Source organism: Kitasatospora sp. NPDC056076, from assembly GCF_042266305.1.
In the GTDB taxonomy this organism is placed as follows: domain Bacteria; phylum Actinomycetota; class Actinomycetes; order Streptomycetales; family Streptomycetaceae; genus Kitasatospora.
In genome coordinates this window covers 215,749-241,023 of the sequence record NZ_JBHJWG010000005.1, presented here as the reverse complement: position 1 = coordinate 241,023, position 25,275 = coordinate 215,749, and the positions used below count along the sequence as shown (strand labels likewise).

Annotated in this window: 24 protein-coding genes; 14 read left to right on the top strand and 10 right to left on the bottom strand. The window is 75.3% G+C overall.

Annotated features, from left to right (window positions below):
• Positions 1 to 99 precede the first annotated feature (99 nt).
• From ACFC1T_RS06795 to ACFC1T_RS06785, 3 genes are all read right to left on the bottom strand, one after another.
• The gene (locus tag ACFC1T_RS06795) at positions 100 to 696 is read right to left on the bottom strand and encodes a GNAT family N-acetyltransferase (RefSeq protein WP_375884486.1); all 597 of its coding nucleotides are present in this window, start codon (positions 694 to 696) and stop codon (positions 100 to 102) included.
• Between the two features lie 296 nt (positions 697 to 992).
• Positions 993 to 1,403 carry a hypothetical protein gene (locus tag ACFC1T_RS06790; protein ID WP_375884452.1) on the bottom strand — a complete coding sequence of 137 codons (411 nt, stop codon included), beginning with the start codon at positions 1,401 to 1,403 and terminating at the stop codon, positions 993 to 995.
• A 9-nt stretch (positions 1,404 to 1,412) separates the two neighbouring features.
• Complete coding sequence (locus ACFC1T_RS06785; RefSeq protein WP_375884449.1) at positions 1,413 to 1,970, bottom strand: universal stress protein; 558 nt, start codon at positions 1,968 to 1,970, stop codon at positions 1,413 to 1,415.
• Positions 1,971 to 2,184: 214 nt separating this feature from the next.
• Here ACFC1T_RS06785 and ACFC1T_RS06780 point away from each other — a divergent pair, with 214 nt between their 5' ends.
• The 7 genes from ACFC1T_RS06780 (at position 2,185) to ACFC1T_RS06750 (ending at position 8,970) form a co-directional block, all read left to right on the top strand.
• Positions 2,185 to 2,478, top strand: a complete 294-nt coding sequence (locus ACFC1T_RS06780) for a hypothetical protein (RefSeq protein ID WP_375884447.1) — start codon at positions 2,185 to 2,187, stop codon at positions 2,476 to 2,478.
• 61 nt (positions 2,479 to 2,539) lie between these two features.
• Positions 2,540 to 2,887 (top strand): GntR family transcriptional regulator, encoded by a 348-nt coding sequence (locus ACFC1T_RS06775; protein WP_375884444.1) that lies wholly within the window; start codon positions 2,540 to 2,542, stop codon positions 2,885 to 2,887.
• Entirely contained in the window at positions 2,884 to 3,888 is a 1,005-nt protein-coding gene (locus ACFC1T_RS06770; protein WP_375884441.1) for a DUF1648 domain-containing protein, read from the top strand. The genes ACFC1T_RS06775 and ACFC1T_RS06770 overlap by 4 nt, the downstream gene beginning before the upstream one ends.
• Positions 3,889 to 4,065: 177 nt before the next feature.
• The gene (locus ACFC1T_RS06765; RefSeq protein WP_375884439.1) at positions 4,066 to 5,805 is read left to right on the top strand and encodes an ABC transporter permease; all 1,740 of its coding nucleotides are present in this window, start codon (positions 4,066 to 4,068) and stop codon (positions 5,803 to 5,805) included.
• Between the two features lie 14 nt (positions 5,806 to 5,819).
• Entirely contained in the window at positions 5,820 to 7,139 is a 1,320-nt protein-coding gene (locus tag ACFC1T_RS06760; RefSeq protein WP_375884436.1) for a nitrate/sulfonate/bicarbonate ABC transporter ATP-binding protein, read from the top strand.
• Positions 7,140 to 7,302: 163 nt separating this feature from the next.
• Entirely contained in the window at positions 7,303 to 8,055 is a 753-nt protein-coding gene (locus ACFC1T_RS06755) for a hypothetical protein (RefSeq protein WP_375884433.1), read from the top strand.
• Between the two features lie 75 nt (positions 8,056 to 8,130).
• Entirely contained in the window at positions 8,131 to 8,970 is an 840-nt protein-coding gene (locus ACFC1T_RS06750) for an SAM-dependent methyltransferase (RefSeq protein WP_375884430.1), read from the top strand.
• A 21-nt stretch (positions 8,971 to 8,991) separates the two neighbouring features.
• On the opposite strand, the gene ACFC1T_RS06745 is transcribed toward ACFC1T_RS06750, so the two are convergent.
• Positions 8,992 to 9,654 carry a response regulator gene (locus ACFC1T_RS06745; protein WP_375884428.1) on the bottom strand — a complete coding sequence of 221 codons (663 nt, stop codon included), beginning with the start codon at positions 9,652 to 9,654 and terminating at the stop codon, positions 8,992 to 8,994.
• Positions 9,651 to 10,853, bottom strand: coding sequence for a sensor histidine kinase (locus ACFC1T_RS06740; RefSeq protein ID WP_375884426.1), 1,203 nt, complete (start codon positions 10,851 to 10,853; stop codon positions 9,651 to 9,653). The genes ACFC1T_RS06745 and ACFC1T_RS06740 overlap by 4 nt, the downstream gene beginning before the upstream one ends.
• A 125-nt stretch (positions 10,854 to 10,978) precedes the next feature.
• Here ACFC1T_RS06740 and ACFC1T_RS06735 point away from each other — a divergent pair, with 125 nt between their 5' ends.
• Together ACFC1T_RS06735 and ACFC1T_RS06730 are read left to right on the top strand one after the other, a co-directional pair.
• Entirely contained in the window at positions 10,979 to 11,890 is a 912-nt protein-coding gene (locus ACFC1T_RS06735) for an ABC transporter ATP-binding protein (protein WP_375884423.1), read from the top strand.
• 8 nt (positions 11,891 to 11,898) lie between these two features.
• Entirely contained in the window at positions 11,899 to 12,732 is an 834-nt protein-coding gene (locus tag ACFC1T_RS06730; protein WP_375884422.1) for an ABC transporter permease, read from the top strand.
• On the opposite strand, the gene ACFC1T_RS06725 is transcribed toward ACFC1T_RS06730, so the two are convergent.
• Positions 12,695 to 14,272: an MFS transporter gene (locus ACFC1T_RS06725; RefSeq protein WP_375884420.1), complete on the bottom strand. Its 1,578-nt coding sequence runs from the start codon at positions 14,270 to 14,272 to the stop codon at positions 12,695 to 12,697. The two genes, ACFC1T_RS06730 and ACFC1T_RS06725, sit on opposite strands and share 38 nt — an antisense overlap.
• Positions 14,273 to 14,443: 171 nt before the next feature.
• Between ACFC1T_RS06725 and ACFC1T_RS06720 the strand changes: the two genes are divergently transcribed.
• The 4 genes from ACFC1T_RS06720 (at position 14,444) to ACFC1T_RS06705 (ending at position 19,217) form a co-directional block, all read left to right on the top strand.
• The gene (locus ACFC1T_RS06720) at positions 14,444 to 16,510 is read left to right on the top strand and encodes an MDR family MFS transporter (protein WP_375884418.1); all 2,067 of its coding nucleotides are present in this window, start codon (positions 14,444 to 14,446) and stop codon (positions 16,508 to 16,510) included.
• A gap of 123 nt (positions 16,511 to 16,633) precedes the next feature.
• Entirely contained in the window at positions 16,634 to 17,998 is a 1,365-nt protein-coding gene (gene lysA / locus ACFC1T_RS06715; protein ID WP_375884415.1) for a diaminopimelate decarboxylase, read from the top strand.
• A gap of 49 nt (positions 17,999 to 18,047) precedes the next feature.
• Positions 18,048 to 18,977, top strand: coding sequence for a LysR family transcriptional regulator (locus tag ACFC1T_RS06710; protein ID WP_375884413.1), 930 nt, complete (start codon positions 18,048 to 18,050; stop codon positions 18,975 to 18,977).
• Positions 18,978 to 19,058: 81 nt separating this feature from the next.
• On the top strand, positions 19,059 to 19,217 hold the full coding sequence (locus ACFC1T_RS06705) for a hypothetical protein (RefSeq protein WP_375884410.1): 159 nt from the start codon (positions 19,059 to 19,061) through the stop codon (positions 19,215 to 19,217).
• A 52-nt stretch (positions 19,218 to 19,269) separates the two neighbouring features.
• On the opposite strand, the gene ACFC1T_RS06700 is transcribed toward ACFC1T_RS06705, so the two are convergent.
• From ACFC1T_RS06700 to ACFC1T_RS06685, 4 genes are all read right to left on the bottom strand, one after another.
• On the bottom strand, positions 19,270 to 20,901 hold the full coding sequence (locus ACFC1T_RS06700) for an amidohydrolase family protein (protein WP_375884407.1): 1,632 nt from the start codon (positions 20,899 to 20,901) through the stop codon (positions 19,270 to 19,272).
• Positions 20,902 to 21,076: 175 nt separating this feature from the next.
• Entirely contained in the window at positions 21,077 to 22,039 is a 963-nt protein-coding gene (locus ACFC1T_RS06695) for a 1-phosphofructokinase family hexose kinase (RefSeq protein WP_375884405.1), read from the bottom strand.
• A complete protein-coding gene (locus tag ACFC1T_RS06690) occupies positions 22,036 to 23,040 on the bottom strand; it encodes an ROK family protein (RefSeq protein ID WP_375884403.1) in 1,005 nt (334 codons plus the stop codon). The genes ACFC1T_RS06695 and ACFC1T_RS06690 overlap by 4 nt, the downstream gene beginning before the upstream one ends.
• 123 nt (positions 23,041 to 23,163) lie before the next feature.
• On the bottom strand, positions 23,164 to 24,207 hold the full coding sequence (locus tag ACFC1T_RS06685) for a zinc-dependent alcohol dehydrogenase family protein (protein ID WP_375884401.1): 1,044 nt from the start codon (positions 24,205 to 24,207) through the stop codon (positions 23,164 to 23,166).
• Between the two features lie 108 nt (positions 24,208 to 24,315).
• On the opposite strand from ACFC1T_RS06685, the gene ACFC1T_RS06680 reads away from it, so the two are divergent.
• On the top strand, positions 24,316 to 25,233 hold the full coding sequence (locus ACFC1T_RS06680; RefSeq protein ID WP_375884398.1) for a LysR family transcriptional regulator: 918 nt from the start codon (positions 24,316 to 24,318) through the stop codon (positions 25,231 to 25,233).
• The last annotated feature ends 42 nt before the right edge of the window (positions 25,234 to 25,275 follow it).

Here is a 25,275-nt window from a genome sequence, read left to right as displayed (position 1 = left end):
ATGCGCTGCATTGGGCTCCCTCCTCCGCCTTGCGATGCACGCACCCCAACGCCGCCCCGCCCGCCCTCCGGGCGAACGACGGGAGTTTGAAGACGGACCCTAGGCCTGCGGCGCGCGGCGCATCGTCCACAGGGGCGGGCCGTCGGCCGGCAGCCGGACCTCCTCCAGCACCTCGAAGCCGAAGTGCCGGTAGACGGCGAGGTTCTCCCGCTTCGAGGACTCCAGGTGGACCGGCAGCCCTGCCGCGTCCGCCCGGGCCAGACCGGCGCGGAGCAGTTCGGCGCCCCGGCCCCGGCCCTGGGCGGCGGGGTCGGTGCCGAGCACCGCCAGGTACCAGTGGGCCTCCTGGGGCGCGTTCGCGGCGGCCGCCTCGACGCAGTGCCGGAACCAGTCGGCCCGGTCGCCGAGCAGGGCGGCCAGCGCGCGGATCGTCCCCTCGTCCGGCACGGCCTTCTCCTGCGCCTCCGGCGCGACCCAGAACGCGGCCGCCTGCCCGGTGCGCTCGCACACCCCGTACGGCAGGTACTGCCGGGTGAGCAGCGTGGTGAAGTAGCCGGCCAGTGCGGCCGGGCGGGTGGCCTCCTCGGGGAAGAACCAGCGCATCATCGGGTCGTCGCCGAAGGCCCGGGCCAGCAGCCGGGCCGTCGCCCCGACGTCCTCGCCCGTCACGCTCCTCGGCCGGTCCGCGTTCGTCATCCGCATACGGACATCCTCCGCGTCCTTGCCCCCGGCCACCAGGGTGGGGGCACCAACTCGGCCACGGCGCGCAGCACATGACGGAACGGGAGCGGTGCGCGGGAGGGCCGGTGGAGTGGCCGCTGCGGGCGGCGGGCCCGCGGTCCGAACGTCGGCCACTCCACCGCGGGGCGCCGCGGCGCCCCCTCCTTCACCTGTCCTCCACCGGTCGCCGCGGGCTCCGGAGTACCGGCCGGGGCCCGGGGGTTCGGCGGCAGCCCGACCCCGGGGAGGGGGTGGGCCGTCCACGGGGCGCCTCAGACCGTACGGTCCGGGCGCAGCAGTGCCACCCGGACCCTGCGGCGGGGCAGCGCCGCAGGCAGCGGGAGCAGCAGGGCCGCGGCGGTGAACGCCGCGTAGTGCCAGGTCTCGGGCCAGGTGCCGGACCAGCCGAGCTCGCCGTGCCGGTGCTCGGCGAAGGCGTTGCAGCACAGCCAGGCGGCCAGGCCGACCAGCGGCGCGGCCCACGGGCGGGAGAAGTGTCCGACCAGGACGCACAGCGCCAGGTAGGCGGCGAGCGCGGGCGTTCCGGAGTGCAGGGCGCCGGCCCGGCCGAGGGCGAGCGCGAGCAGCCCGCCGCCGAGCAGGGCGGTGGTGCCGGAGGTGCCGGGCGGGAGCCGGTCCAGCACCGGCCGGTAGCGGCTGCCGCCGGGGCGCGCCGAGTACATCCGCACCCGTCACCGGCCCTTCGCCGCGAGCGGTTCGGGCGCCGGGGCGACCGGCAGGTGCCAGCGGGTGCGGCGGTGGAGCGCCTCCAGGTCGTGCAGCAGCTCGGGCACCGGGACGACGAGGACGGGGCAGCCGGCCCGGCGGGCGCAGTACGCGGACACCGACCGCCGCAGCCGGCGGCGCAGCGGGCCGCCGCTGCGGCCGAGCACCAGCAGGTCGTCCGGCCGGTCGGCGACGTGCGCCAGGGCGGGGCCGCTCTCGCCGCGGATCACCACGGGCTGCATCGGCACGTCGGGACCGTCCGCGCCGAAGGCCGCCTCCAGGGCTTCGTCCAGGCGCCGCTCGGCGGCCTCCCGTACGGCGGCGAGCAGCTGCGGGCAGGGCGAGCGGCGGTAGCCGTGTTCGCCGCCCGGCGGCTCCCAGGCGAGCACCGGCCACAGCACCGCACCGCGGTCGCGGGCCTCGGCCAGGCCGCGGTGGAGCGCGGCCAGACTGCCCAGCGACCCGCTGACCCCGACCACCACCCTGGGTGCCGTGCCGTCCTGGTGCCGTCCGTCGCCGTGCATGATCCGTCCTCGTGTGGTTCGGTCCTCCGTCGCTCCCCACCCAATCGCCTCCCGGCCGCCCGCCCGGCGCTCGTTGACGCCTCCCTGACGCCCCGGACGGCGTTCCGTACGCACTCCATACACGGATCGGCACTCCCCGCCCTCCGGTGCGCCCTCCGGGGGCAACCCGGTCCTTCCCGGCGAGGCGCGCCGCTCGAACGGTTATGCATCCGGCATGAAAATCACTCTTCGCGCCGCTCTCGGCGTCCCGCTGATGACCGCCGCCACCCTGGCCCTGACCGCCGTTCCGGCCACCGCCGCCACCGGTGACCTGGCCATCAACGGCACCACCCAGACCGATCCCTCCGGCTGCTACGCCCTGGACGAGGGCGGCAGCATCATCGACAACCTCACCGACCGGGCGGTGGAGATCCACTCCGGCGCGGACTGCGGCGGGGAGGTCCTCGACACCGTCGCGGCCGGCGACGACACCCGGGTCACCGGCGCGCAGAGCCTCTACGTCCCCTGAACCGTCCGCCCCCGCGCGGTCGGTGGCACCACGACCGAATGGTGCTATCGTCACTAGCACCATGTTGCTGAAGCTGGACCTTGGCGACGCCCGCCCCCTGCACGAGCAGGTGGCGGGCGCGATCAGACGGGCCGTCGCGGAGGGCGAGTGCGCCCCGGGCGACAAGCTGCCGCCCGCCCGGGAGCTGTCCCGGGCCCTCGGCGTGAACACCAACACCGTGCTGCGCGGGCTGCGCGCCCTGCGCGACGAGGGGGTGCTGGAGTTCCGCCGGGGCCGGGGCATCACGGTCGCCACCGATGCCGACACCCGTAGCGAACTGGTCGAGCGGGTACGGCAGTTGGTCGCGGACGCGGCCGAGGCCGGCTACAGCAGGAACGATCTCGTGGATCTGATCAGGGGGATGTCGTGAAGGACGAAGCAGCCGCCGGGGAACCCGCCCCGGACCGGCCGGTGCGCCGGACGGCGCTGTGGGGGGCCGGGGTCTGGATCCTCGGCGTGACGGCTCTGCTGGTCGCACTGCCGCTGACCGCCCGGGACCGGCTGCCGGAGCAGGTGGCCACGCACTGGAGCGGCAGCTGGCCGGACGGCTCGATGCCGCTGACGGCCGCGGCACTGTTCCCGGCCGTCGTCTGGCTGCTGGTCGCGGCCGGTCTGGCCACCGCGCTGCGCTTCCGGCCCGGCCCCGCCCGCGGCGCCGCCGCTCCGGTGCTGGCCGCCACCGGGGTGCTGCTGAGCGGGGCGCAGGCCTCCGTCGTGCGCGCCAACCTGGACCGGGCCCGCTGGCAGGACGCCGCGCCGATGGGCATCGAGGTGCTCCTGATCGCTCTCGCGGCGGGCCTGGCGGGCGTGCTGGCCTGGCTGGCGACCCGGCCGGCCGCCGACGGGCCCGCCCGGCCCGGCGGGCCGGTGCTGGAACTCCGGTCCGGTGAGCGGCTGGTGTGGCTGTCCCGGGCCTCCAACCACTGGATGCAGGTGGTCGCCGCCCTGATGGGCCTGCTCACGGCGGCGGGCCTGCTGCTCGCCGCGGCCGGGCGCACCGAGTCCGTGGACTGGGCGTCGGTGGTCCTCTTCGGCCTCGGCGCCCTCGCCCTGCTGCTCTGCTCCTCCGTCCGGGTCCGGGTGGGCGACGACGGCCTGCACGTCGGCTTCGGCCCGTTCGGCCTGCCCGCCCGGCACCTCGCCCCCGAGGACATCGCCTCCGCCCGGGTCGGCCGGCTCAACGCCCGTCAGGCCGGCGGCTGGGGCTTCCGGGTCTTCCGCGGGGGCACCAGCGTCTTCCTGCGCTCCGGCGAGTGCCTGGTGGTCCGCACCAGGCGCGGGACGGACTTCGTGATCAGCGTCGACGACGCCGAGCGCGGCGCGGCCCTGCTCAACGCACTCGTCGAACGGGCCGGCGCCCCGACCGGCTGACCCCGCCCGACGCGGCCCGGCCCGGCCCGCTGAGCCCCGCGCCCGGCCCGCGCCCGGCCCGCCACCCCTGAGCAGCGCTCCGGTGGCGGGCCGGTCCGTCTGCCGCGAGGCTGGTGCCCGGTCGGACCGGCACGGTCGGCCCCGGCAGGGCGGACGAGCGGACGGACGGTGGTAGGGGTGACCGGCGGCGACGGCGGTTTCCCCTCCCGCGGCGTGTGGCGCCGCCCCGGACTGCGCTGGGTGGACGTCCTGGTCGCCGCCGCCCTGGTGGCCGGGCTGTACGGGCTGCTGCGGCTCGCCCCCTCGCTCGACGCCCCGTTCCTGCCCGACCAGGCCCCCGCCACCGTCTCCACCGACCCCTCCCGGCTGCCCTTCTACGCGGTGCGCTCGCTGCTGCGGATGTTCGTCGCCCTGATCGCCTCGGTGCTGTTCACCTTCGTCTACGCGACCGCCGCGGCCCGGATGCGGCGGGCCGAGAAGGTGCTGCTGCCGGTCCTCGACATCCTCCAGTCGGTGCCGATCCTCGGCTTCCTGTCGATCACCGTCACCGCCTTCATCAACCTCTTCCCCGGCTCCACCCTCGGCCTCGAATGCGCGTCGGTCTTCGCCATCTTCACCTCGATGGCCTGGAACATGACCTTCGCGTTCTACTACTCCCTGGTCAGCCAGCCGGGCGAACTGGACGAGGCGGCCCGGGTGATGCGGCTGACCAAGTGGCAGCGGTTCTGGCGCCTGGACGTGCCCAGCGGCATGATCCCGCTGGTCTGGAACGGGATGATGAGCTTCGGCGGGGCCTGGTTCTTCCTGGCCGCCTCCGAGTCGATCAGCGTGCTCAACCACCGCTACGCGCTGCCCGGCATCGGCTCCTACGCGGCCACCGCCATCGGCAACGGCGACCTGGGCCAGGTCGGCATCGCGATCGGCGTGATGGTCGTGATGGTGATCGGCGTCAACGTGCTGTTCTGGCGGCCGATGACGGCCTGGTCCGAACGCTTCCGGGTGGAGGAGTCGGAGGCCGCCGACCGGCCGCGCAGCCTCGTCCTGGACCTGCTGCGCCGCTCCAGCCTGCCGGAGCTGGCCGCCCGCCCGCTGCGGCCGGTCGGGCTCGCGCTGGACCGGGCCACCCGGGTGTTCGGCCTCGCCGAGCACCCGCTCGCCCGGCCCGTCTCCCGGGAGCGCACCGGGGACGTGTTCTTCGCCGGGGCGGTGGCCGCCGTGGTGGTCCTCGGCGCCTGGAAGGCCTTCGACTACGTCCGCACCACCGTCGGCCTGGGCGAGTTCGGCCACGCCTTCGCGCTCGGCGCGGCGACCTTCGGACGGGTGCTGGTGCTGCTCGTGGCGGCCACCGCCGTCTGGGTGCCGGTCGGGGTGTGGATCGGCATGAACCCGAAGGTCACCCGCTTCGCCCAGCCGGTGGTGCAGGTGCTGGCCAGCTTCCCGGCGAACTTCCTGTTCCCCTTCGCCACCGCCGCGTTCGTCGCCCTCGGTATCTCGCTGAACCTCGGCTCGGTGCTGCTGATGGCGCTCGGCGCCCAGTGGTACATCCTGTTCAACGTGATCGCCGGGGCCTCCGCGATCCCCAGCGACCTGCGCGAGGCGATGACCGGATTCCAGGTCCGGGGCGGGCTGCGCTGGCGGGCCTTCGTCCTGCCGGCGGTCTTCCCGTACTACGTCACCGGCGGCATCACCGCGGCTGGCGGCGCCTGGAACGCCTCGATCGTCGCCGAGGTGGTCGACTACGGCGCGCACCACCTGACCGCCACCGGGCTCGGCTCGTACATCGCCGACGCCACCGGCACCGGCGACTTCCCCAGGATCCTGGTCGGGGTGAGCGTGATGAGCTGCTACGTCGTCGCGCTCAACCGGCTGCTGTGGCGCCGGCTCTACCGGCTCTCCGAGACCCGCTACGCCCTCTGAGGAGACTCCGCACGATGACCGCCGCCCCCGCCCGCGCCACGATCGTCGAGGCCTCCGCCGTCACCAAGACCTTCACCACCCCGGACGGACGGGCCCTGCCGGTGCTCGACGACATCGGCCTGCACCTGGCCGAGGGCGAGATCGTCGCCCTGCTCGGCAAGTCCGGCTCCGGCAAGTCCACCCTGCTGCGCTGCCTGGCCGGGCTGATCGCGCCCTCCTCCGGGACGGTCACCTACCGGGGCACCCCGCTGCGGGCCGCCAGCCCGGGGGTGGCGATGGTGTTCCAGTCCTTCGCCCTGCTGCCCTGGCTGACCGTCCAGCAGAACGTCGAACTCAGCCTCCAGGCACGCGGGGTGGGCGAGGAGGAACGGCGCGAGCGGGCGCTGCGGGCGATCGACCTGATCGGCCTGGACGGCTTCGAGGGCGCCTACCCCAAGGAGCTGTCCGGCGGGATGCGCCAGCGGGTCGGCTTCGCCCGGGCCCTGGTGGTCGAACCGGACGCGCTGTTCATGGACGAGCCGTTCTCCGCCCTGGACGTGCTGACCGCCGAGAACCTGCGCAACGAACTGGTCGGCCTGTGGGAGGGCCGCGGGGCCCCGGTCAAGTCCATCCTGATCGTCACCCACAACATCGAGGAGGCGGTGCTGCTGGCCGACCGGATCCTCGTGCTGTCCTCCAACCCCGGCCGGATCCGCTCCGAGCTGACCGTCGACCTGCCCCGCCCGCGCGACCGCCGCACCCCCCAGTTCGAGGCCCTGGTCGACACCGTCTACGGCATCCTCACCGGCCGCGAGGAGCAGCCCGCCACCGAACCCGCCGCCCGACCGGCCGTCACCCCGATCACCACCCCGCTGCCGCCCGCCACCGTCGGCGGGCTGGCCGGCCTGCTGGAGATCCTGCTGGCCATGGGCGGTGAGGAGGGCCTGGCCGAGATCGCCGACGAGCTCAACTTCGAGGTCGACGACCTGCTCCCGCTGGTCGACGCCGCCGTCCTGCTCGACCTCGCCGGCACCACCGACGGCCGCTTCGCCATCACGGCCGCCGGCCGCGAGTTCGCCGCCGCCGACATCCTCACCAGGAAGCAGCTGTTCGCCCGCCAGGCCGCCCGCCGGGCGCCGCTGGTGCGCGCCGTCGTCCAGGCCCTGGCCGCCACCCGGGACCACAAGCTCCGCGAGGACCTCTTCCTCGACCTGCTGCGGTCCGGCTACGACACCGTGGACGCCCGGCGCCAGTTGGAGACCGCCATCGACTGGGGCCGCTACGGCGAGCTCTACGACTACGACGCGGACGACGCCGAGTTCCGCCTCGAACCCGGCGCCGAGGCGGCGCTGTAGACCGAGGCGGCGCTGTCGGCCAATGCCTCCTGGTGGACCGACGCCGCGTGGTGGAGATCGTGGTGGAGACCCGCCAAACCACCCGATTCGGTGGTGGTCGATCTCCGGTTGCGGGTACACCAGTTGACGGCCAACCATCGCGCTCACCAGCGAGGAGGCATCCGTGACCGACGACCGGAGTGCCGCGAACACCGTCGAATCCCCCGAGTCCCGACAACAGACCGTCCAGGACGAACGGACCATCACCTTCCTGCGCTTCGGCGTCGGCGCGATCGGCGTGCTGCTGCCACCGGCCCTGCCCCTGGGCAACTGGCTGGCGGACGAGCTCACCGGGCGGGCCACGGACGGCTTCTGGCCCGCGTCGATGAGCGCCGCGTACTACGGCGGCACCCGGAACGTCTTCGTGGGCGCCCTGTGCGCGCTCGGGGTGTTCCTGATCTGCTACCGGCTGGACCGGCGGGACGACCGGTGGAGCACGGCCGCCGGGGTGTTCGCGCTCGGGGTCGCGCTGTGTCCGACCGCGCCGTCGGACCCGACCGGGTTGCAGCGCACGGTCGGGGTGTTCCATCTGGCCTTCGCCGGGCTGCTGTTCGTGATGCTGGCGCTGTTCTGCCTGTACTCCTTCCGCAATCCGCGCTCGGCGCAGCCCGCCCGGGTGGCGACGGCGTACCTGGCGGCGGGGGTGCTGATCCTGGTCGCCCTGCTGGCGGCGGTGGTGACGGGGCTGTCCGGGTTCGGCTCCGACTGGGCGGTGCGGCCGGTCTACCTGTGCGAGTGGGTGGCGACCTGGGCGTTCGGTGCGGCCTGGATCGGTGCGGCGGTGGAGCTGGCGGCCGGGCGGGGCGGCCGGGCGGGGGCGCTGCCCCGGCAGGCGGTGGGGCTGGAGGCGCGCAGTCCGGAGGCGCCCCTGACCTGAGCCCTCGTCATACCGTCACACCGGCGAACCGTTACCATGCGCACCAAGACCGGCCGCCCTGGCGCCCGGTGACGGATGCCCGAAGCAACGGGGAGCGAGAGCGTGACGGACGAGCACTACCCCTCGATCGACCTGCGGATGGACGTGCCGCACTCCGCGCGGGTCTACGACTACCTCATCGGCGGGAAGACCAACTTCGAGGCGGACCGGGCCGCCGCGCACGCCTCCGTCCAGGCCTGGCCGGCGCTGCCGACGTCCATGCGGACCACCCGCGCCTTCATGCAGCGCTCGGTGCGCCACCTCACCGAGCAGTACGGGGTGCGGCAGTTCCTGGACATCGGCACCGGCATCCCCACCTCGCCCAACGTGCACGAGATCGCCCAGGCGATCGCCCCCGAGGCCCGGGTCGGCTACGTCGACAACGACCCGATCGTGCTGACCCACGCGCGCGCCCTGATGGACAGCACGCCCCAGGGGCGCACCTGTTACGTGGACGCCGACTTCCGGAACCCGGAGTCGATCATCGAGGACCCCCGGCTGCGCGAGGTGCTCGACCTCTCGCAGCCGGTGGCGCTCTCGCTGATCGCCATCGTCCACTTCGTGCTGGACGAGGACGACCCGCAGGGCATCGTCCGCCGGTTCATGGACGCGCTGGCGCCCGGCAGCTTCCTCGCCCTCACCGTGTTCACCGGCGACACCGACCCGGTCGGGGTGGGCGGGGTCGGCCGGGAGTACAACGCCCGGGGCATCCCGCTGCAGATCCGCGACCGGGCCGAGACCGAGGCCTTCTTCGACGGCTACCGGCTGCTCGACCCGGGCGTCACCCTGGTCCACCACTGGCGGCCGGACCCGCACGCCCCGGCGGTCCGCGACCGGGACATCGCGATGTACGCGGGCGTGGCGGTCAAGGACTGAGCCCCGGAAGGGCGGGTCCGGTCAGCCGGGGACGGTGACCAGGCCCGCCTCGTAGGCCAGGATGACCAGGTGGACCCGGTCGCGGGCGTCCAGCTTGGCGAGCAGCCGGGTCATGTAGGTCTTCACCGTGGCGATGCTGAGCACCAGTTCGGCGGCGATCTCGGTGTTGGACAGGCCCCGGCCGACCAGGGTGAGGATCTCCCGCTCCCGCTCGGTGATCGCCTCCAGCCGCCGCGCGGCGGCGGCCGGTGCGGGCTTCGGCTGCTGGGCCGCGAACGCCCCGATCAGCCGCCGGGTGACGCTCGGGGCGATCAGCGCCTCCCCCGCGGCCACCACCCGCACCGCGGCGAGGATGTCGTCCAGCGCCATGTCCTTGACCAGGAAGCCGGAGGCCCCGGCGCGCAGCGCCGCGTACACGTGCTCGTCCTCGTCGAAGGTGGTCAGCACCACCACCTTCGTCGGCCCGCCCGCCGCGGTCACCCGCCGGGTCGCCTCGATGCCGTCGGTACCCGGCATGCGGATGTCCATCACCACGACGTCCGGCCGCAGTTCGGCGGCCAGCCGGACGGCCTCGGCTCCGTCGCCCGCCTCGCCGACCACCTCGACGTCCGTCGTCTCGGTGATCACCATCTCCAACGCGGCCCGCACCAGCGGCTGGTCGTCGGCCAGCACCACCCGGATCACGCGGTCACCCCCTCGGGGAGCGGGACCGGCAGCCGGGCGGCGACCCGGAAGCCGCCGTCCGGGCGCGGCCCGGCCTCGAACTCGCCGTGCAGCAGGGCGACCCGCTCGCGCAGCCCGGCCAGGCCGAAGCCGCTGCCGGGCGCGTCGCCGTGGCCCCGGCCCCGGCCCCGGTCGGTGACCTCCACCCGGAGCTCCTGCGCCCGGCTGCGGTCGACGGTCACCAGGCACTCGGCGGCCCGCGCGTGCCGCACCACGTTGGTCACCGACTCCTGGATGATCCGGAACGCCGAGAGGTCGATCTCCGGTGGCAGCGGCCCCGGTTCGCCCGTGCGCCGCACCTCCACCCGCACCCCAGCCGCGGTGGTGGCCGCGGCCAGCCGGTCGAGGTCGGCCAGGCCCGCCGGGACGGTGTCGGACACCTCGCCGTCGGCCTGGCGCAGCGCGACCAGCATCCGGCGCAGCGCGGCGAGGGTCTCCCGGCCGGCCGCCTCGATCTCGCCCAGGGCCTGCTTGGCCCGCTCCGGCCGGCGGTCGATCACCCGGCGGGCCGCACCGGCCTGGAGGGCCACGATGCCCATGCTGTGCGCGACGGTGTCGTGCATCTCCCGGGCGATCCGCAGCCGTTCGGCGGTCACCGCCTCGGCGGCCACTCGGCTGCTCAGGGTCTCGGCGTGCTCCCGGTTCTGCCGCACCGAGCGCCCGGCCAGCCAGGCGACCAGGGCGAGCAGCGCGGCGCCGTCCGCCTCGCCGATGTGGGTGCCGGTGAAGATGCCGACGGTGTTGCCGTGGACCAGGCCCATGTGCAGCACCAGGAAGACCGCCGCCAGTGCGAAGGCGGCGCGCGAACTGCGGCGCGGGCAGCGGGCGGTGATCAGGAACAGTGCGACGTACACCGCCAGCAGTGCGGCCGGGGAGACCTGGACCTGGGCCGAGAAGCCGTCGGTCTCCATCCAGGTGGCGAACAGCAGCAGGGCGACCGAGAGCACCGGCAGCCGACGCACCAGCGCCGCGCCGAGGAAGGCCACCGCCGTGTCGCCCAGGGTGAAGGCCAGGCCGCCGTGCAGGGCGGCGCCCCGATGCAGCCGGGCAGTGCCGCCGAGCAGCACGGCGGGGTAGGCGGCGGCCACGCACCAGGCGAGGGCGACCCAGGCCTCGGGCGGGACGCGCCGCAGCAGCGGGGGCGTCGGTGTGGTGGGCATGGCCCAAGATCGTAACGACGGGTGCGGGCGCCGTCATCCAGCCCTGGTTGTACGACCGGGGCCGACCTGCGGTGTCGACGCCGGTCCGATGCGGCCGCGGGGGCTCCCCCGGCATCGTGGTGGCCATGATCGAAGTCACCGAGCTGACCAAGCGCTACGGCCGCCGCACGGCCGTCGACCAGTTGACCTTCACCGTGTGCCCCGGCCACGTCACCGGCTTCCTCGGCCCCAACGGCGCCGGCAAGTCCACCACCCTGCGGATGGTGCTGGGCCTGAACGCCCCCACCTCCGGCACCGCCACCGTGGGCGGCCGGGACTTCCGCGGCCTGCCGCGCGGCCTGCGCGAGGTCGGCGCCCTGCTCGACGCCGGGGACGTGCACGGCGGCCGCACCGGCGGCGCCCACCTGCGGGCCCTCGCCCGCAGCAACGCGATCCCGCGCCGCCGGGTGGACGAGGTGCTCGCCGAGGTCGGCCTCACCGACGCCGCCGGACGCCGGATCGGCGGCTACTCACTGGGCATGAAGCAGCGCCTGGGCATCGCCGGGGCCCTGCTCGGCGACCCGCCCGTACTGCTCTTCGACGAGCCGCTGAACGGCCTCGACCCCGAGGGCGTGCTCTGGGTGCGCGGCCTGTTCCGCCGCCTCGCCGACGAGGGCCGCACCGTCTTCGTCTCCAGCCACATGATGGCCGAGATGGAGCACACCGCCGACCGGCTGGTGGTGATCGGCCGCGGCCGGCTGATCGCCGACGAGAGCCTCGGCGCGTTCGCCGCCCGGGCCGGCCGCGCCACCGTCCGTGTCCGCGCCGCGGAACCCGAGCGGCTGACGGCCCTGCTGCGGGCCGCCGGCGCCACCGTCCGCCCCGAGCCGGACGGCAGCCTCGACGTGACCGGGGTGGGCGTCGAACGGATCGGTGAACTCGCCCTGGAGCAAGGCCTGCTGCTGTACGGCCTGACCGAACGCGGCGCCTCCCTGGAGGAGGCCTTCATGGAACTGACCGCCGACAGCGTCGAGTACCTCGCCGGAGAGAACCGATGAACGCCCCCATGAGCACCCCCCTGCGCTCCTCGACCCCCGTACGCCGCGCCCGTTTCGGCGACCTGCTCGCTGCCGAGTGGCTCAAGTTCTGGTCACTGCGCTCGATCCCCTGGGTGCTCGCGGTCGGCGCGCTGCTCATCCTCGCCGCCAACCTCAAGTCCGCCCAGTACACCCACGACCACTACACGCCCGGCGACGGCGACCCGGCGGTGATGAAGCAGGAAGCCCTGAACGTCTCCTTCATCACCGGCTCCGCCGACGTCGTGATGCTGCTCGCCGGCGGCCTCGGCGCGATCGTCATCGCGGGCGAGTACGCGACCGGCCTGATCCGCACCACGCTGGCCGCCGTCCCCGACCGCCGGGCCGTCCTGCTCGCCAAGGCGGGCGTGCTGACGGCCGTTCTGCTCGGCTTCGGCGTGCTCACCGCGGGTCCGTCCTTCGCCCTCACCCAGGCGATCCTGGCCGACCGGGGCATCGGGCAGTCGATCGGCGACCCGACCGCCTTCCGGTACGTGGCGGCGGCCGCGCTGTTCGCCCCGGTCTGCGGACTGGTCGGGCTCTGCCTCGGCACCCTGATCCGGCACAGCGCGGGCGCGGCGGTGGGCACCATCGCGGTGCTGTTCTTCCTGCCCTCCGTCGTCACCGAGCGCTACCGGTGGAGCGCCGACCTCCTGCACGCCCTGCCCTTCCCGGCCTGGCAGCGCCTCGCCCGCACCACCCTGGCCGGGATGCGCCCGACCGACTACCCGGCCACCGTGGCCGGCTCCTGGACCAGCTACGCGGTGTGGGCGCTGGCCTCGGTGCTCATCGCGGTGGCGGTGATCCGGCGCCGCGACCACTGACGGGACCGCGACCACTGGCGGAGCCGTCACCACTGACGGGCCCTGCGCTCTCCCGCCGGCCCGCCCACTCCTCGGCGAGGGCGACCAGCAGCGCCGCCAGGACCAGCCCGGCCGCGACCGTGACGCCCAGTTGGAAGGCCAGCGCCCAGTCCGGGCGGCGTCCCCCGGCGTGGGCGAAGAAGACCGAGCCGACGACCGCGATGCCGACGGCCGAGCCGACCCGCTGGGCGGTCTGCAGCACACCGCCGGCGCTGCCCGCCCGGGTCAGCGGGACGTGCTGGAGGGTGAGGGTCTGGTTCGGGGCGATCACCAGGCCGCTCCCCGCACCGGCCACCAGCAGTGGGCCGAGCGTCGTCCAGCCCACCAGCGGCCCGTCCCACAGCTGCACCGCCAAGGCCGAGGCCAGCAGGCCGCCCAGCACCAGCAGCAGCCCCGCCACCACCAGCCGGCGTCCGTACCGGCTCACCAGCCGCCCGCCCACCGCGGCCGCCACGCCCGAACCGACCGCGAAGGGGGTGATCGCCAGACCGGCCGTCAGGGCCGAGTAGTGGTGCCCGGCCTGGAGGTAGAGCGTGAAGATGAAGAAGATCGCGGTGAACCCGGCGAAGTACACCAGCGACAGCAGCACCCCCGCCGCGTACGGCCGCACCGCGAACAGCGCCATGCTGACCAGCGGTTCGCGCCGCCGCCCGTCCGGCCGCTCCCGCGCGTAGTGGCGCTCCCAGCCGACGAAGGCCGTCAGCAGCACCGCCGCCAGCGGCAGCAGCAGCCAGCGGGCCGGGCTGTGCCACTGCTGCTCCTGGACGAAGGGCAGCAGCAGGGCGACCGTCCCCGCGCCGAGCAGCAGCACCCCGACCGGGTCGAAGTCCCGCTGCCCGGCCCGCTCGCCGGCCGGGCGGGGCGGCGGCAGCAGCCGGTAGGCGACCGGCAGGGCGACCAGGCCGATCGGCAGGTTGACCAGGAACACCCAGCGCCAGCCGTCCTGCGGGCCGAACGCGTGGATCAACAGCCCGCCCAGCAGCGGTCCGACGGCGGTGGACAGCCCGATGGTCGCGCCCAGCGCGCCGAAGGCCCGGCCGCGTTCGGCACCCTGGAACAGGGTCTGGATGAAGCCGGACACCTGCGGCACCAGCACCCCGCCGGCCGCGCCCTGGAACAGCCGGGCCAGCACCAGCCACTCCTGGTCCTGGGCCGCGCCGGCCAGCGCGCTGGCCGCGGTGAACAGGGCGAGCCCGGTGAGGAAGACGGCCCGCCGGCTGCGGGCGTCACCGAGCCGCCCGGCGGGGACGAGCACCAGGCCGAAGGCCAGCGCGTAGCCGCTGAGCACCCACTGCAGGCCGCTGTCGGACATGTGCAGTCCGGCCCGGACGGTGGGCAGGGCGACGTTCACGATGCTGACGTCCAGCAGGGTCATGAACCCGGCGACCAGGCAGACCGTCAGCGCCCGCCAGCGCCGCGCCTCCGCCCGCCCGCCGACGGCGGAGGCACCGGGCGGCTGCGGGCGCGGGGGCTCTGCGTCGCGGGAGGGTGGGGCGGTCATGGGAGCCTCTTCCCGGTGTCCGGGGACTGGTGCCGGCTCTGCTCCGGCTCATCCTCACCTGCACCGGACCCCGCCGCCACCCGAACCCCGTCCGGCCCCGGGCGCGCGGGTTGCTCACCCGAACGGACGAACCGGATCGCGACCGGCCCCGAGCCGCCCGAGGCTGGCGGCATGACTGTCGCCACCGAGACCCAGCCCTCCGCCCCGCCGGTGCTCGACGTACGGCAGCGGAACGTCGTCTTCGCCACCATCGTGCTCGGCATGCTGCTGGCCGCCCTCGACCAGACCATCGTCGGCACCGCGCTGCCCACCATCGTCTCGGACCTCGGCGGCGCCGCCCACATGTCCTGGGTGGTCACCTCCTACCTGCTGGCCGAGACGGTGGCCACCGTACTGGCGGGCAAGTTCGGCGACCTGTACGGGCGCAAGCTGATCTTCCAGGTCTCGGCGATCGTCTTCGTCGGCGGCTCGTTCCTGTGCGGCCTGTCCACCAACATGACCCTGCTGATCGCCTGGCGGGCCGTGCAGGGCATCGGCGCGGGCGGGCTGATGGTCACCGCCATGGCACTGATCGCGGACGTCATCCCGCTGCGCGAGCGCGGCAAGTACCAGGGCGCGATCGGCGCGGTGTTCGGCCTGGCCACCGTCATCGGGCCGCTGCTGGGCGGGCTGTTCACCGACCACCTGTCCTGGCGCTGGGCGTTCTACGTGAACGTGCCGATCGCCGTCGTCGTGGTGATCGCGGCCGCCCGGACCATCCCCTCGGTGCGCTCGGCGGTGCGGCCGGTGATCGACTACCTGGGCATCGCCCTGGTCTCGGTCGGCGCCAGCGCCCTGATCCTGGCGACCAGTTGGGGCGGCAACCAGTACGCCTGGGGCTCCGGGGTGATCATCGCCCTGTTCGTCGGCGGCGCGGTCGCACTCGGACTGTTCTGCTGGACGGAGACCCGGGCCGTCGAACCGATGCTGCCGATGCGGCTGTTCCGCAACCCGGTGTTCGCGGTCTGCTCGGTGCTCAGCTTCATCGTCGGCTTCGCGATGCTCGGCGCGCTGACCTTCCTGCCGACCTTCCTCCAGTACGTGGACGGCGACTCGGCGACCGTCTCCGGCGTGCGGATGCTGCCGATGGTGATCGGCCTGCTGATCGCCTCGATCGCCAGCGGCAACGTGGTCAGCAAGACCGGCAAGTACCGGCTGTTCCCGATCGCCGGCACCCTGGTCATGGCCGTCGGCCTCTACCTGCTGTCCCGGCTCGAACCCGGCACCGGCACCGCACTGGCCTCCCTCTACATGTTCGTGCTCGGCGTCGGCATCGGGCTGAGCATGCAGGTGCTGACCATCGCCGTGCAGAACACCGTCGACTACGCCGACCTCGGCACCGCCACCTCCGGGGTGACCTTCTTCCGCACCATCGGCAGCTCCTTCGGCACCGCCGTGTTCGGCACCATCTACGCCAACGGCCTCAAGACCGAACTCGCCAAGGGCGTCGCCGCCTCCGCCCGGCTCACCGGCGCCGACCCGGCCGTCCTGGTGCACGCCGCGGAGAGCCCGCAGGGCCTGCACAAACTGCCCGCCGCACAGGCCGCGCCGATCATCCAGTCGTACTCGGACGCCCTGCACACCGTGTACCTGTGGACCATCCCGGTGGCCGTGGTCGGCTTCGTGGTCGCGCTGTTCCTCAAGCAGGTGCAGCTGCGCGACACCACCCGGGCCGGCTCCACCGACATGGGCGAGGGCTTCGCCCAACCCACCACCAGCGACTCCGACCCGCACCTGGAGTACGCCGTCTGCAAGATCGTGCGCGACATCGACCTGGACACCGTACGGACCATCGTCGGCGACGCCGACACCCGCGTCGACCTCGCCGGCGCCTGGGCCCTGATGGAGGTGGCCGGCCACACCAAGGCCCTCGGCCACGCCTCCCTCGACCTCATCGCCACCCGCAAGAAGCTGCCGCCCGAGGTCCTCGAACCGGTCTTCGACCGGATGGCCGCCGAGGGCTACCTCACCCGCGACGGCGACCGCCTCACCCACACCGAGGCCGGCACCCAGGAGGTCCGCTCCCTCGCCCGCGCCTGGTCCGGCTGGCTCAACGCCCGCCTCGACGCCGACGCCGGCCGCCCCCGCAGCCCCCAACTCCGCACCGCCGCCGACGCCATCGCCTGGCGCCTCCTCACCGAGGACCTCGCCAACGGCCTCCCGGCCACCGCCCGCCGCAAGAACGGCGCCAAGGTCTGACGGCCCGCCGGCACCCCGCGAGCATCGAGGAAGGTACGGCTCAGGGCCCGAAGAATGCGCTTTCTCGCCCCCTCCCCCAGGCCCGAGGATGAGCAGCGAATCAGCCTGCCGGGAGGAAGAACCGTGTCCGCTGCGCCGCCCGCCCCGCCGTCCGCCGACTCCCCCGTCGAGCCGGGCCTGCTGCCGCTCACCGCCGAGGTCCGGCCCGAGGGCCTGGCCGTCGGGGGCGTCCTGCTGGAGCAGATCGCCCGCCAGCACGGCACCCCGCTCTTCGTCTACGACGAGGAGCACCTGCGCACCCGCTGCCGGGAGGCGGTGGCCGCCTTCGGCCCGGGCAACGTGGCCTACGCCTCCAAGGCCTTCCTCTGCACGGCCATGGCCCGGCTGGTCGCCGACGAGGGCCTGCTGCTGGACGTCGCCTCCGGCGGCGAGCTGCGCACCGCCCTGTACGCCGGGGTGGAGCCGGACCGCATCGTCCTGCACGGCAACAACAAGGACGACGGCGAGCTGCGCACCGCGATGACCGCCGGACTGCACCACATCGTGGTGGACAGCTTCGACGAACTGGAGCGGATCGAGCGGCTGCACCACGTGGAGGGCCTGCCGCCCGCCCGGATCCGGCTGCGGGTGGCACCCGGCGTCGCGGCCGGCGCCCACGAGGCGATCCGCACCGGCGGCCACGACTCCAAGTTCGGCTTCGGCCTCGCCGACGGCGCCGCCGCGGCCGCCGTGCGCCGGGCCGCGGCCGCCTCCGCCGTCCGGCTGGAGGGCGTGCACGCCCACGTCGGCTCCCAGGTCCTCGACCCGGCCGAACTGGCCGACGGGGCCGCCGCGGTGGCCCGCTTCGCGGTGGACAGCGCGGTCGCCGGACTGACCGTGGGCGGCGGCCTCGGCGTCGCCTACGTGGGCGGGCAGAGCGCCCCGTCCTTCGCCGTCTGGGCGGCGCGGGTGCGCGCGGCGGTGCGCGGCGCGGGCTGGACGGGCGAGGTCGGCGTGGAGCCGGGCCGCTCGATAGCCGCCCGGGCCGGGCTGACCCTGTACCGGGTCGGCACCGTCAAGCGGATCCCGGACGTACGGACGTACGTCAGCGTGGACGGCGGCATGAGCGACAACCTGCGGCCCGCGCTGTACGGCGCCGGCTACGAGGCCTTCCTGCCGCGCTGCCCCGAGGCGCACCGCCCGTACCGGGCCCGGCTGGTCGGCAAGCACTGCGAGAGCGGCGACGTGATCATCGACGACGCGGCCCTGCCGGCCGACCTGCGGGTCGGCGACCTGCTCGCCACCCCGGTCACCGGCGCCTACGGCTACGCGATGGCCTCCAACTACAACAAACTGCCGCGGCCCGCCGTGGTCTTCGTCCGCGACGGCCGGGCCCGGCTGTTGGTGCGCCGGGAGACCGAGTACGACCTGCTGCGCCTCGACGTCGCGGGCGACGGCAGCACCACGCGGCCGGCCCCGGCACCGGCGAACGCCCAGCGGGGCGCCTGAGCCCCGGGGTTCCGGGGAGGGCCCGGGAGACGGACCCTAGTCTGGGCCGATGCTGAACAGCGCCCGCCTGCTCGTCCTGCTGGAGATCGCCCGCCGCGGCACCATCGTGGCCGCGGCGCAGGCGCTGCACCTCAGCCCGTCCGCCGTCTCGCACCAACTCGCGCGCCTGGAGCAGGAGCTGGGGGTCGCGCTGGTGGAGCGGGCGCCGCAGTCGCTGCGGCTGACGGCGGCGGGGGCCCGGCTGGCCGAGCACGCCCAGGCGATCGCCGACCTGATGGCCGTCGCCCGGGACGACCTGCGGGCGCACGCGGAGGCGGCGGCCGGGCTGCTGCGGGTCGGCTTCTTCGTCTCGGCCGGGCTGGACCTGCTGCCCCGGGCGCTGTCCGGCTTCGCGGCCCGGTACCCGCGGGTGGAGCTGGAGCTGGTGACGGGCCAGCCGCACGAGCTGGTGCCCGACCTGGAGGCGGGCCGGCTGGACGCGGCCGTGGTCTTCGAGCACCCGCTGGACCCGTGGTGCCGGGAGGCGGCGGTGCGGGTGCGGATGTTCTTCGCCGAACCGCAGTTGGTCGTGCTGCCGCCCCGGCACCGGCTGGGGCGGCGCCCGGTGGTGCGGCTGGCGGAGCTGGCGGACGAGAGCTGGATCGGCACCCACGGCGGCGGCATCGGCGAGCCGGTGCTCGAACGCGCCTGCGCAGCCGAGGGGTTCCGCCCCCGGGTGCGCTGCCGCAGCGACCACTACCAGGTCACCGTCAACCTCGCCCGGGCCGGGATGGGCGTGGCGCTGATCCCCGCGCTCGGCCTGGCCGATGACACCGACGGGGTGCACGTCTGCCGACTGGACCACCCCCGGTTGCACCGCCGGATCGGGGTGGCCACCCGGGCCACCAACCGCAACCCGGTGCTGCACGCCTTCCTCGCCGAACTCGACGCCGCCGCAGCGGAGACCGGTTCGCTGCTGGAACGGCGCTGGGCGGGCTGAGCGCCTCCGGCGCCCTGCGCCGGGAGCTGCCGGTGTGTCATGCTTGCGCCGCCAGCATCCATTTCAGCTGATTGGACTCCGATGACCCGCCGGATATCCGCCCTCCTGATCACCGCCGCCGCCCTGCTGTCCCTCGCGGCCGCCTACGGCCAGCAGTCCGCGCCCCGCGCCGCCACCGTCGCCGAGGCCCCCGCCAGCACCGCCGGCGGCCACACCGCCGAGCGCTCCGAGCACCACTGACCGACGGCAGGCCCCCGGACGGGGCGGGCCGGGCCCACCGGGCCACGACGTCTCAGCGGACCCGGAGCACCTCACCCGCCCGGGCCCCGGTCGGCCGCCCCTCGCGCACCGCGACCCGCCCGGCCACCAGCACCGTCTCCACGCCCTCCGGCGGCAGCAGCGGCCGTGCGAAGGTCGCCCGGTCCAGCACGGCCGCCGGGTCCAGCACCACCAGGTCCGCCACCGCGCCGTCCCGCAGCACCCCGCGCCCGTCCAGGCGGAAGCGCGCGGCGGGCAGTCCGGTCATCTTGTGCACCGCGAGCTCCAGCGGCAGCAGCCCCTGGCTCCGCCCGTAGTGGCCGAGCACCCGGGCGAAGCTGCCCGCCCACCGCGGGTGCGGGCGGCCGGGTTTGGGCACCCCGTCCGAGCCGATCATCGACAGCGGGCTGGCCAGCACCCGGCGGACGTCGTCCTCGCGCATCGAGTGGCTGATGATGGTCACCTCGCCCCGCCCCTCCAGCAGCAGCTCGCAGACGTAGTCCACCGGGTCCGCGCCGCGCTCGGCCGCCAGCTCGGCGATCCGCCGGCCTTCGGCGGAGCGGCGGGCCGGGGCGGCGGCGACCGAGATCAGGTCCCAGCCGCCGTTGCCGACGGTGTTCTCCCAGCCCTCCACCCCGTGCACGAGGTCCGCCCGGATCCGCTCCCGCACCTCGGGGCCGCCCAGCCGGGCCAGCAGGGCGGCGGGCCCGCCCTCGCCCGCCCACGGCGGCAGCATCGCGGACAGCACGGTGCTGCCCGCGGTGTACGGGTAGACGTCGCAGAGCACGTCCACGCCCTCGGCGCGGGCCCGGTCCAGCCTGGCCAGGGTCCGGACGGTGGCGCCCCAGGCGTGCCGGCCGGCGGTCTTGTGGTGGGAGACCTGCAACGCGGCGCCGGAGCGCGCGGCGATCTCCAGGGCCTCCTCCAGCGCCTTCTCCACCTGGGACATCTCGTCCCGCAGGTGGGTCACGTACGGCTTGCCGTGGCGCGCGGCGACCGACGCCAGGGCGACGAGCTCCTCGGTGTCGGCATAGCCCCCGGGCGGGTAGATCAGACCGGTGGAGAACCCGGCGGCGCCCTGGCCGAGCGAGCGGTCGAGCAGGTCGCACATCGCGGCCAGCTCCCCGGGGGTCGGCGGGCGGTCCGCGAAGCCCATCACCCCGGCCCGCAGGGTCCCGTGGCCGACCAGCGAGGCCAGGTGGGTGCGCCGCAGGCCGGGCCGCTGCCCGGCGGCGAAGCCGGCGAAGTCCCGGGCCGGGCGCACCGGCCCGAGGCCGAAGGTGACCCGCAGCTGCTCGGCGAGGGCGGGCAGCCGAGCGGGCAGCGCGGGGAACAGGCTGCTGCCGCAGTTCCCGGCGATCTCGGTGGTCACGCCCTGGAGCAGCGGGGCCAGCCGTAGCTCCTCGGTGCCGTGGTCCGCGCCGTCGAAGGTGGCGGTGAGGGCGTCGGAGTGGGTGTGGACGTCGATGAAGCCGGGGGTGACGACCCGCCCGGTGACGTCCACCACCTCGGCCGCGTCCACCGCCCCGACCCCCGGCGCCAGCACCGCCACCCGACCGCCGACGACCGCCACGTCCGCCCGCCGGGCGGCAGCCCCGGTGCCGTCCACCAGGCTGCCGCCGCGCAGCAGCAGGTCGATCCGGCCGGACGGGGCACGGCGGTGCATCGGCGACTCCCTCGGGCCCCTCCGTCGGTGGCGGTGGAGATGGCGGTGGCGGTGGCGGTGTGCGCCGATGCTGACAGCCGGGCCGGTCGAACGGAAGATGCTGCAGCCATTCGCGCCTCAGCAACCACTTTCGTACCGCTGGCCCGTTGCCCGGCTCACCGACGGACCCGCCGGGTCACGAGGGGTGCGGTTCTCCTCGCGGGGCGGAGCCCGGTTCGGCCGGGTGGACCGGGTGGACCCGGACGAGGGGGAGCAGTCGCCGGTGGTCGGCCGGGTCGAAGCTGCCGGCGAGCGGGGCCAGCACGGTCGCCGCGGAGAGGGCGACGGCCTCGGCCAGCCGCTCCGGCCACGGGGTTGCGGCGACCAGGCCCGCGGTGAGGGCGGCGACCGCCGAGTCGCCGGCGCCGGTCGGGTTGCCGCGCGCGTCCTCGGGCGGGCGGGCGCGCCAGTCGCCCTCCGGTGTGCTGGCGAGCAGCCCGCCGGGGCCGAGGGAGACGACCACGGCGCGGGCTCCGGCGGCGCGCAGCAGCCGGGCGCCGGTGAGGGGGTCCACCGGGCCCGCCGTCGCGGCGAGTTCAGCCGCGTTGGGCTTGACCAGGGCGGGGCCGGCGGCCAGTCCGGCGAGCAGGGCGGGCCCCTCGGCGTCGAGGACGGCGGGCACCCGCGCCTCGGCGGCGAGGGCGACCAGTTGTCCGTAGGCGTCCGGCGGCACGCCGCCGGGCAGCGAGCCGGACAGGACGACGGCCCGGGCGGTGCGCAGCAGTCGGCGGTAGCGGACGGTGAAGTCGGACCATTCCTCGGCGGTGACGGTGGGGCCGGGTTCCAGGTAGACGGTCGCGTCTCCGGTGGCGTCCTCGACCACGGCGACGGTGCGCCGGGTGGGGCCCGCGATCGGTTGGAGTGCGTCGCGCAGTCCGGCGGCGGCGAGGTCGGCCCGCAGGGCCTGCCCGGTGGCGCCGCCGACCAGGCCGGTGACCACGGTGTCGTGACCGAGCGCGGCGAGCACCCGGGCGACGTTGACGCCCTTGCCGCCGGCCCGTTCGGTGACGGCCCCGACCCGGTTGCTGCCGTGCCGGGCCACCCGGTCGAGGCGGTAGGTGACGTCCACGGCGGTGTTGAGGGTGACGGTGAGGATCACGGCGTGCCTCCGACGGGCGACGGGGCTTGGAGGAACGGGTCCCCGGCCGACGGGCCCCCGGCCACCAGCGGGTCCCCGGCCAGCAGGTCCCGGGCCAGCAGGGCCGCGCCGAGGCAGCCCGCGCTGCGGCCGTGTTCGGCGGCGACCAGGCGGGGCGGGGTGCGGAAGGCCAGCCGATCTGCGAGTGCCGTGGCCAGCGGGGCGAGGAGGTCCGCCCCGGCCCGGGCGAGGCCGCCGCCGATCACGATCCGCTCCGGGTCGAGCAGGGTGACGGTGGCGGCCAGGCCGTCGGCGAGGGCCGCCACCGCCTCGGCCCAGACCTGGGCGGCGACGGGCTCGCCGGCGCCCGCCCGCCGGTGCACGTCCTCGGCGCCGAGGTCCGGGGTGCCGGTGAGCCGGGCGTGGCGGCGGGCGATCGCGGAGGCCGAGGCGACGGTCTCCAGGCAGCCCCGGCCGCCGCAGGCACAGCGTTCGCCGCCGGGCCGTACGACCAGGTGGCCGAGTTCGCCCGCGATCCCGCGCGCGCCGCCCTGGGCGCGGCCGCCGGTCACCACGGCGGCGGCGATGCCCGTGCCGACGGGGACGAAGACGAAGGAGTCGCTGCCGCGCCCGGCGCCGAGGCGGGCCTCGGCGAGGCCGCCGGCCCGGACGTCGTGGCCGAACGCGACCGGGAGGCCGAGGTGTTCGGCCACCCGGTGGCGGAGCGGGATGTCGTGCCAGTCGAGGTTGACCGCCTTGACCACCGTGCCCGCGGCCTCGTCGACCAGGCCGGGCGCGACGACGCCGACGGCCCGGGGCGGGGCTCCGGCCCGCCGGGCGAGTTCCGCGAGTTCGGCGGCGCAGTCGAGCACGGTGTCGATGACCGCGCCACCGCCGCGGGCGGGCCGGGTGGGCCGGCGCTCACTGCGCAGGACCGTGCCGTCCTCCGCCACCACAGCGCCCTTGATCTCGGTGCCGCCGATGTCCAGGGCGATGACGTTCTCGGCGGCGACGTGGGCCATCGATCCCCCTGCTCGAATCTGCAATGAGTTGCTTGAAGCTGAGCAAAAGATAGGGCAGTCGATCAACTTTGAACAAGAGGGCAGTCGCGGCCCGGGGAGCGGGACGGTCAGAACGCGATGCGGTCAGAAGGCGATGCGGACCTTGAGCGCCGTACGGTCGTCCATCGCCCGGTAGCCGTCCGGGACGCCGTCGAGGTCCACGGTGCGGTCGAAGACCGCGCCGGGGTCGATGGCGCCGGAGAGCACGTCCGGGAGCAGTTCGGGGATGTAGGCGCGGGCCGGGGCGACGCCGCCGGCCAGCGAGACGTTCCGGTCGAACATCTGCGAGATGTCCACGCCGGCCGAGCCGCCGTGCGGCACGCCGACGTAGCCGACCGTGCCGCCGTCGCGGGTGATGGAGAGGGCCGTCCGCATCGACTCCTCGGTGCCGACGGCCTCCAGCACGGCGTGCGCGCCGAGGCCGCCGGTCAGCTCCCGGACCGCCTCGACGGCGGCCTCGCCGCGCTCGGCGACGACGTCGGTGGCGCCGAAGTCGCGGGCGATCGCGGTGCGCCGCTCGTGCCGGCCGAGCGCGATGATCCGCCCGGCGCCCAGCCGGTGGGCGGCGAGCACGCCGCACAGGCCGACCGCGCCGTCGCCGACCACGGCGACGGTGGCACCGGGGCGGACCCGGGCGGAGACCGCGGCGTGGTGGCCGGTGCTCATCACGTCGGAGAGGGCGAGCAGGCCGGGCAGCAGCTTCTCCTCACCGGCGGCCTCCTTCGGGAGCTTCACCAGCGTCCCGTCGGCGAACGGCACCCGCACCGCCTCGCCCTGGCCCCCGTCGGAGCCGACCGACCCCCAGAAGCCGCCCTCGGGGCAGGAGGTGTGCAGGCCCTCGCGGCAGAACGCGCAGGTGCCGTCCGACCAGACGAACGGGGCGAGCACGAAGTCGCCCGGCGCGAAGCCGGTCACCTCGGGGCCGACCGCCTCGACGACGCCGAGGAACTCGTGCCCGATCCGCTGCCCGGGGACCCGGGCGGCGACGCCCCGGTACGCCCACAGGTCGCTGCCGCAGATGCAGGCGTTGACCACCCGCACCACCGCGTCGGTGGGCCGCCGGACCACCGGGTCGGGCACCTCCTCGATCCGGATGTCGTTGGGGCCGTGGATCACGGTGGCGCGCACGAAGACACTCCCGTACTGCTCGGGGACTGGGGTCGGGCCGTCAGGTTCGCCGTCCGCAGGCCCCCGCGTCCAGCTACATCTCCTACAGCAGGCCCTTAAGCTGGACTGATGCTCGATGTCCGACGGCTCGTCCTCCTGCGCGACCTGGAGGCGCACGGCACGGTGACCGCCGTGGCCGAACTCCACCGCGTCACGCCCTCCGCCGTCTCCCAGCAGCTGCGGCTGCTGGAGGAGGAGGCCGGCACCGCCCTGCTGGAGCGCACCGGGCGCTCCGTCCACCTCACCGCGGCCGGGCACCGGCTGGCCGCGGACACCGGGGCGGTGCTCGCGGCGCTCGACGAGGCCCGGGAGCGGCTGCGCACCGGCGCCGGGGAACCGACCGGCCCGGTGCACCTGGCCTGCTTCCCGAGCGCCCTGGTCCCGGTCGCGGCCCCGCTGGGCGAGGCCCTGGAGCGCGCCCACCGCGGCCTGGAGGTGCACATCACCGAGGCCGAACCCGAGGCCGCCGTACGGCTGCTGCTCCAGCGCCGCGCCGACGTCGCGCTCGTCTACCGCTACACCAACCTCGCCGCGCCCCCGCACCCCGGCATCGAGACCCGCACCCTGCGGACCGATCCGCTGGTCGCGGTGCTGCGGGCCGACCACCCGGCCGCCGGCCCGGCGACGAGCCCGGGCGGCGCGGGGGCGCCGGTCGACCTGCGGGAGCTCGCGGACACCTCGTGGATCACCGCCCCGCCGCAGACCCCCTGCGGGGACGCCGTCCTCCAGGCCTGCCGCTCGGCCGGCTTCACCCCGCGGGTGCGGCACACCTGCACCGACTTCGCCGCCATGACCGCCCTCGCCGCGAGCGGCGGCCACACCGTGCTCATCCCCCGGATCGCCACCGACCGCCTCCCGCCGACGCTGACCGTACGACCGGTGTCGGACGCCACGCTCACCCGCACGATCGAGACCGCGGTCCGCCAGGGCACGGCCCACCAGCCGACGGTCGCCGCCTGCCTCGAAGCCGCCGACCGGCTGGGCTGACCACCGCGAGGCGCCGGAGAGCGGGCCCCGTCAGGCCCGCCG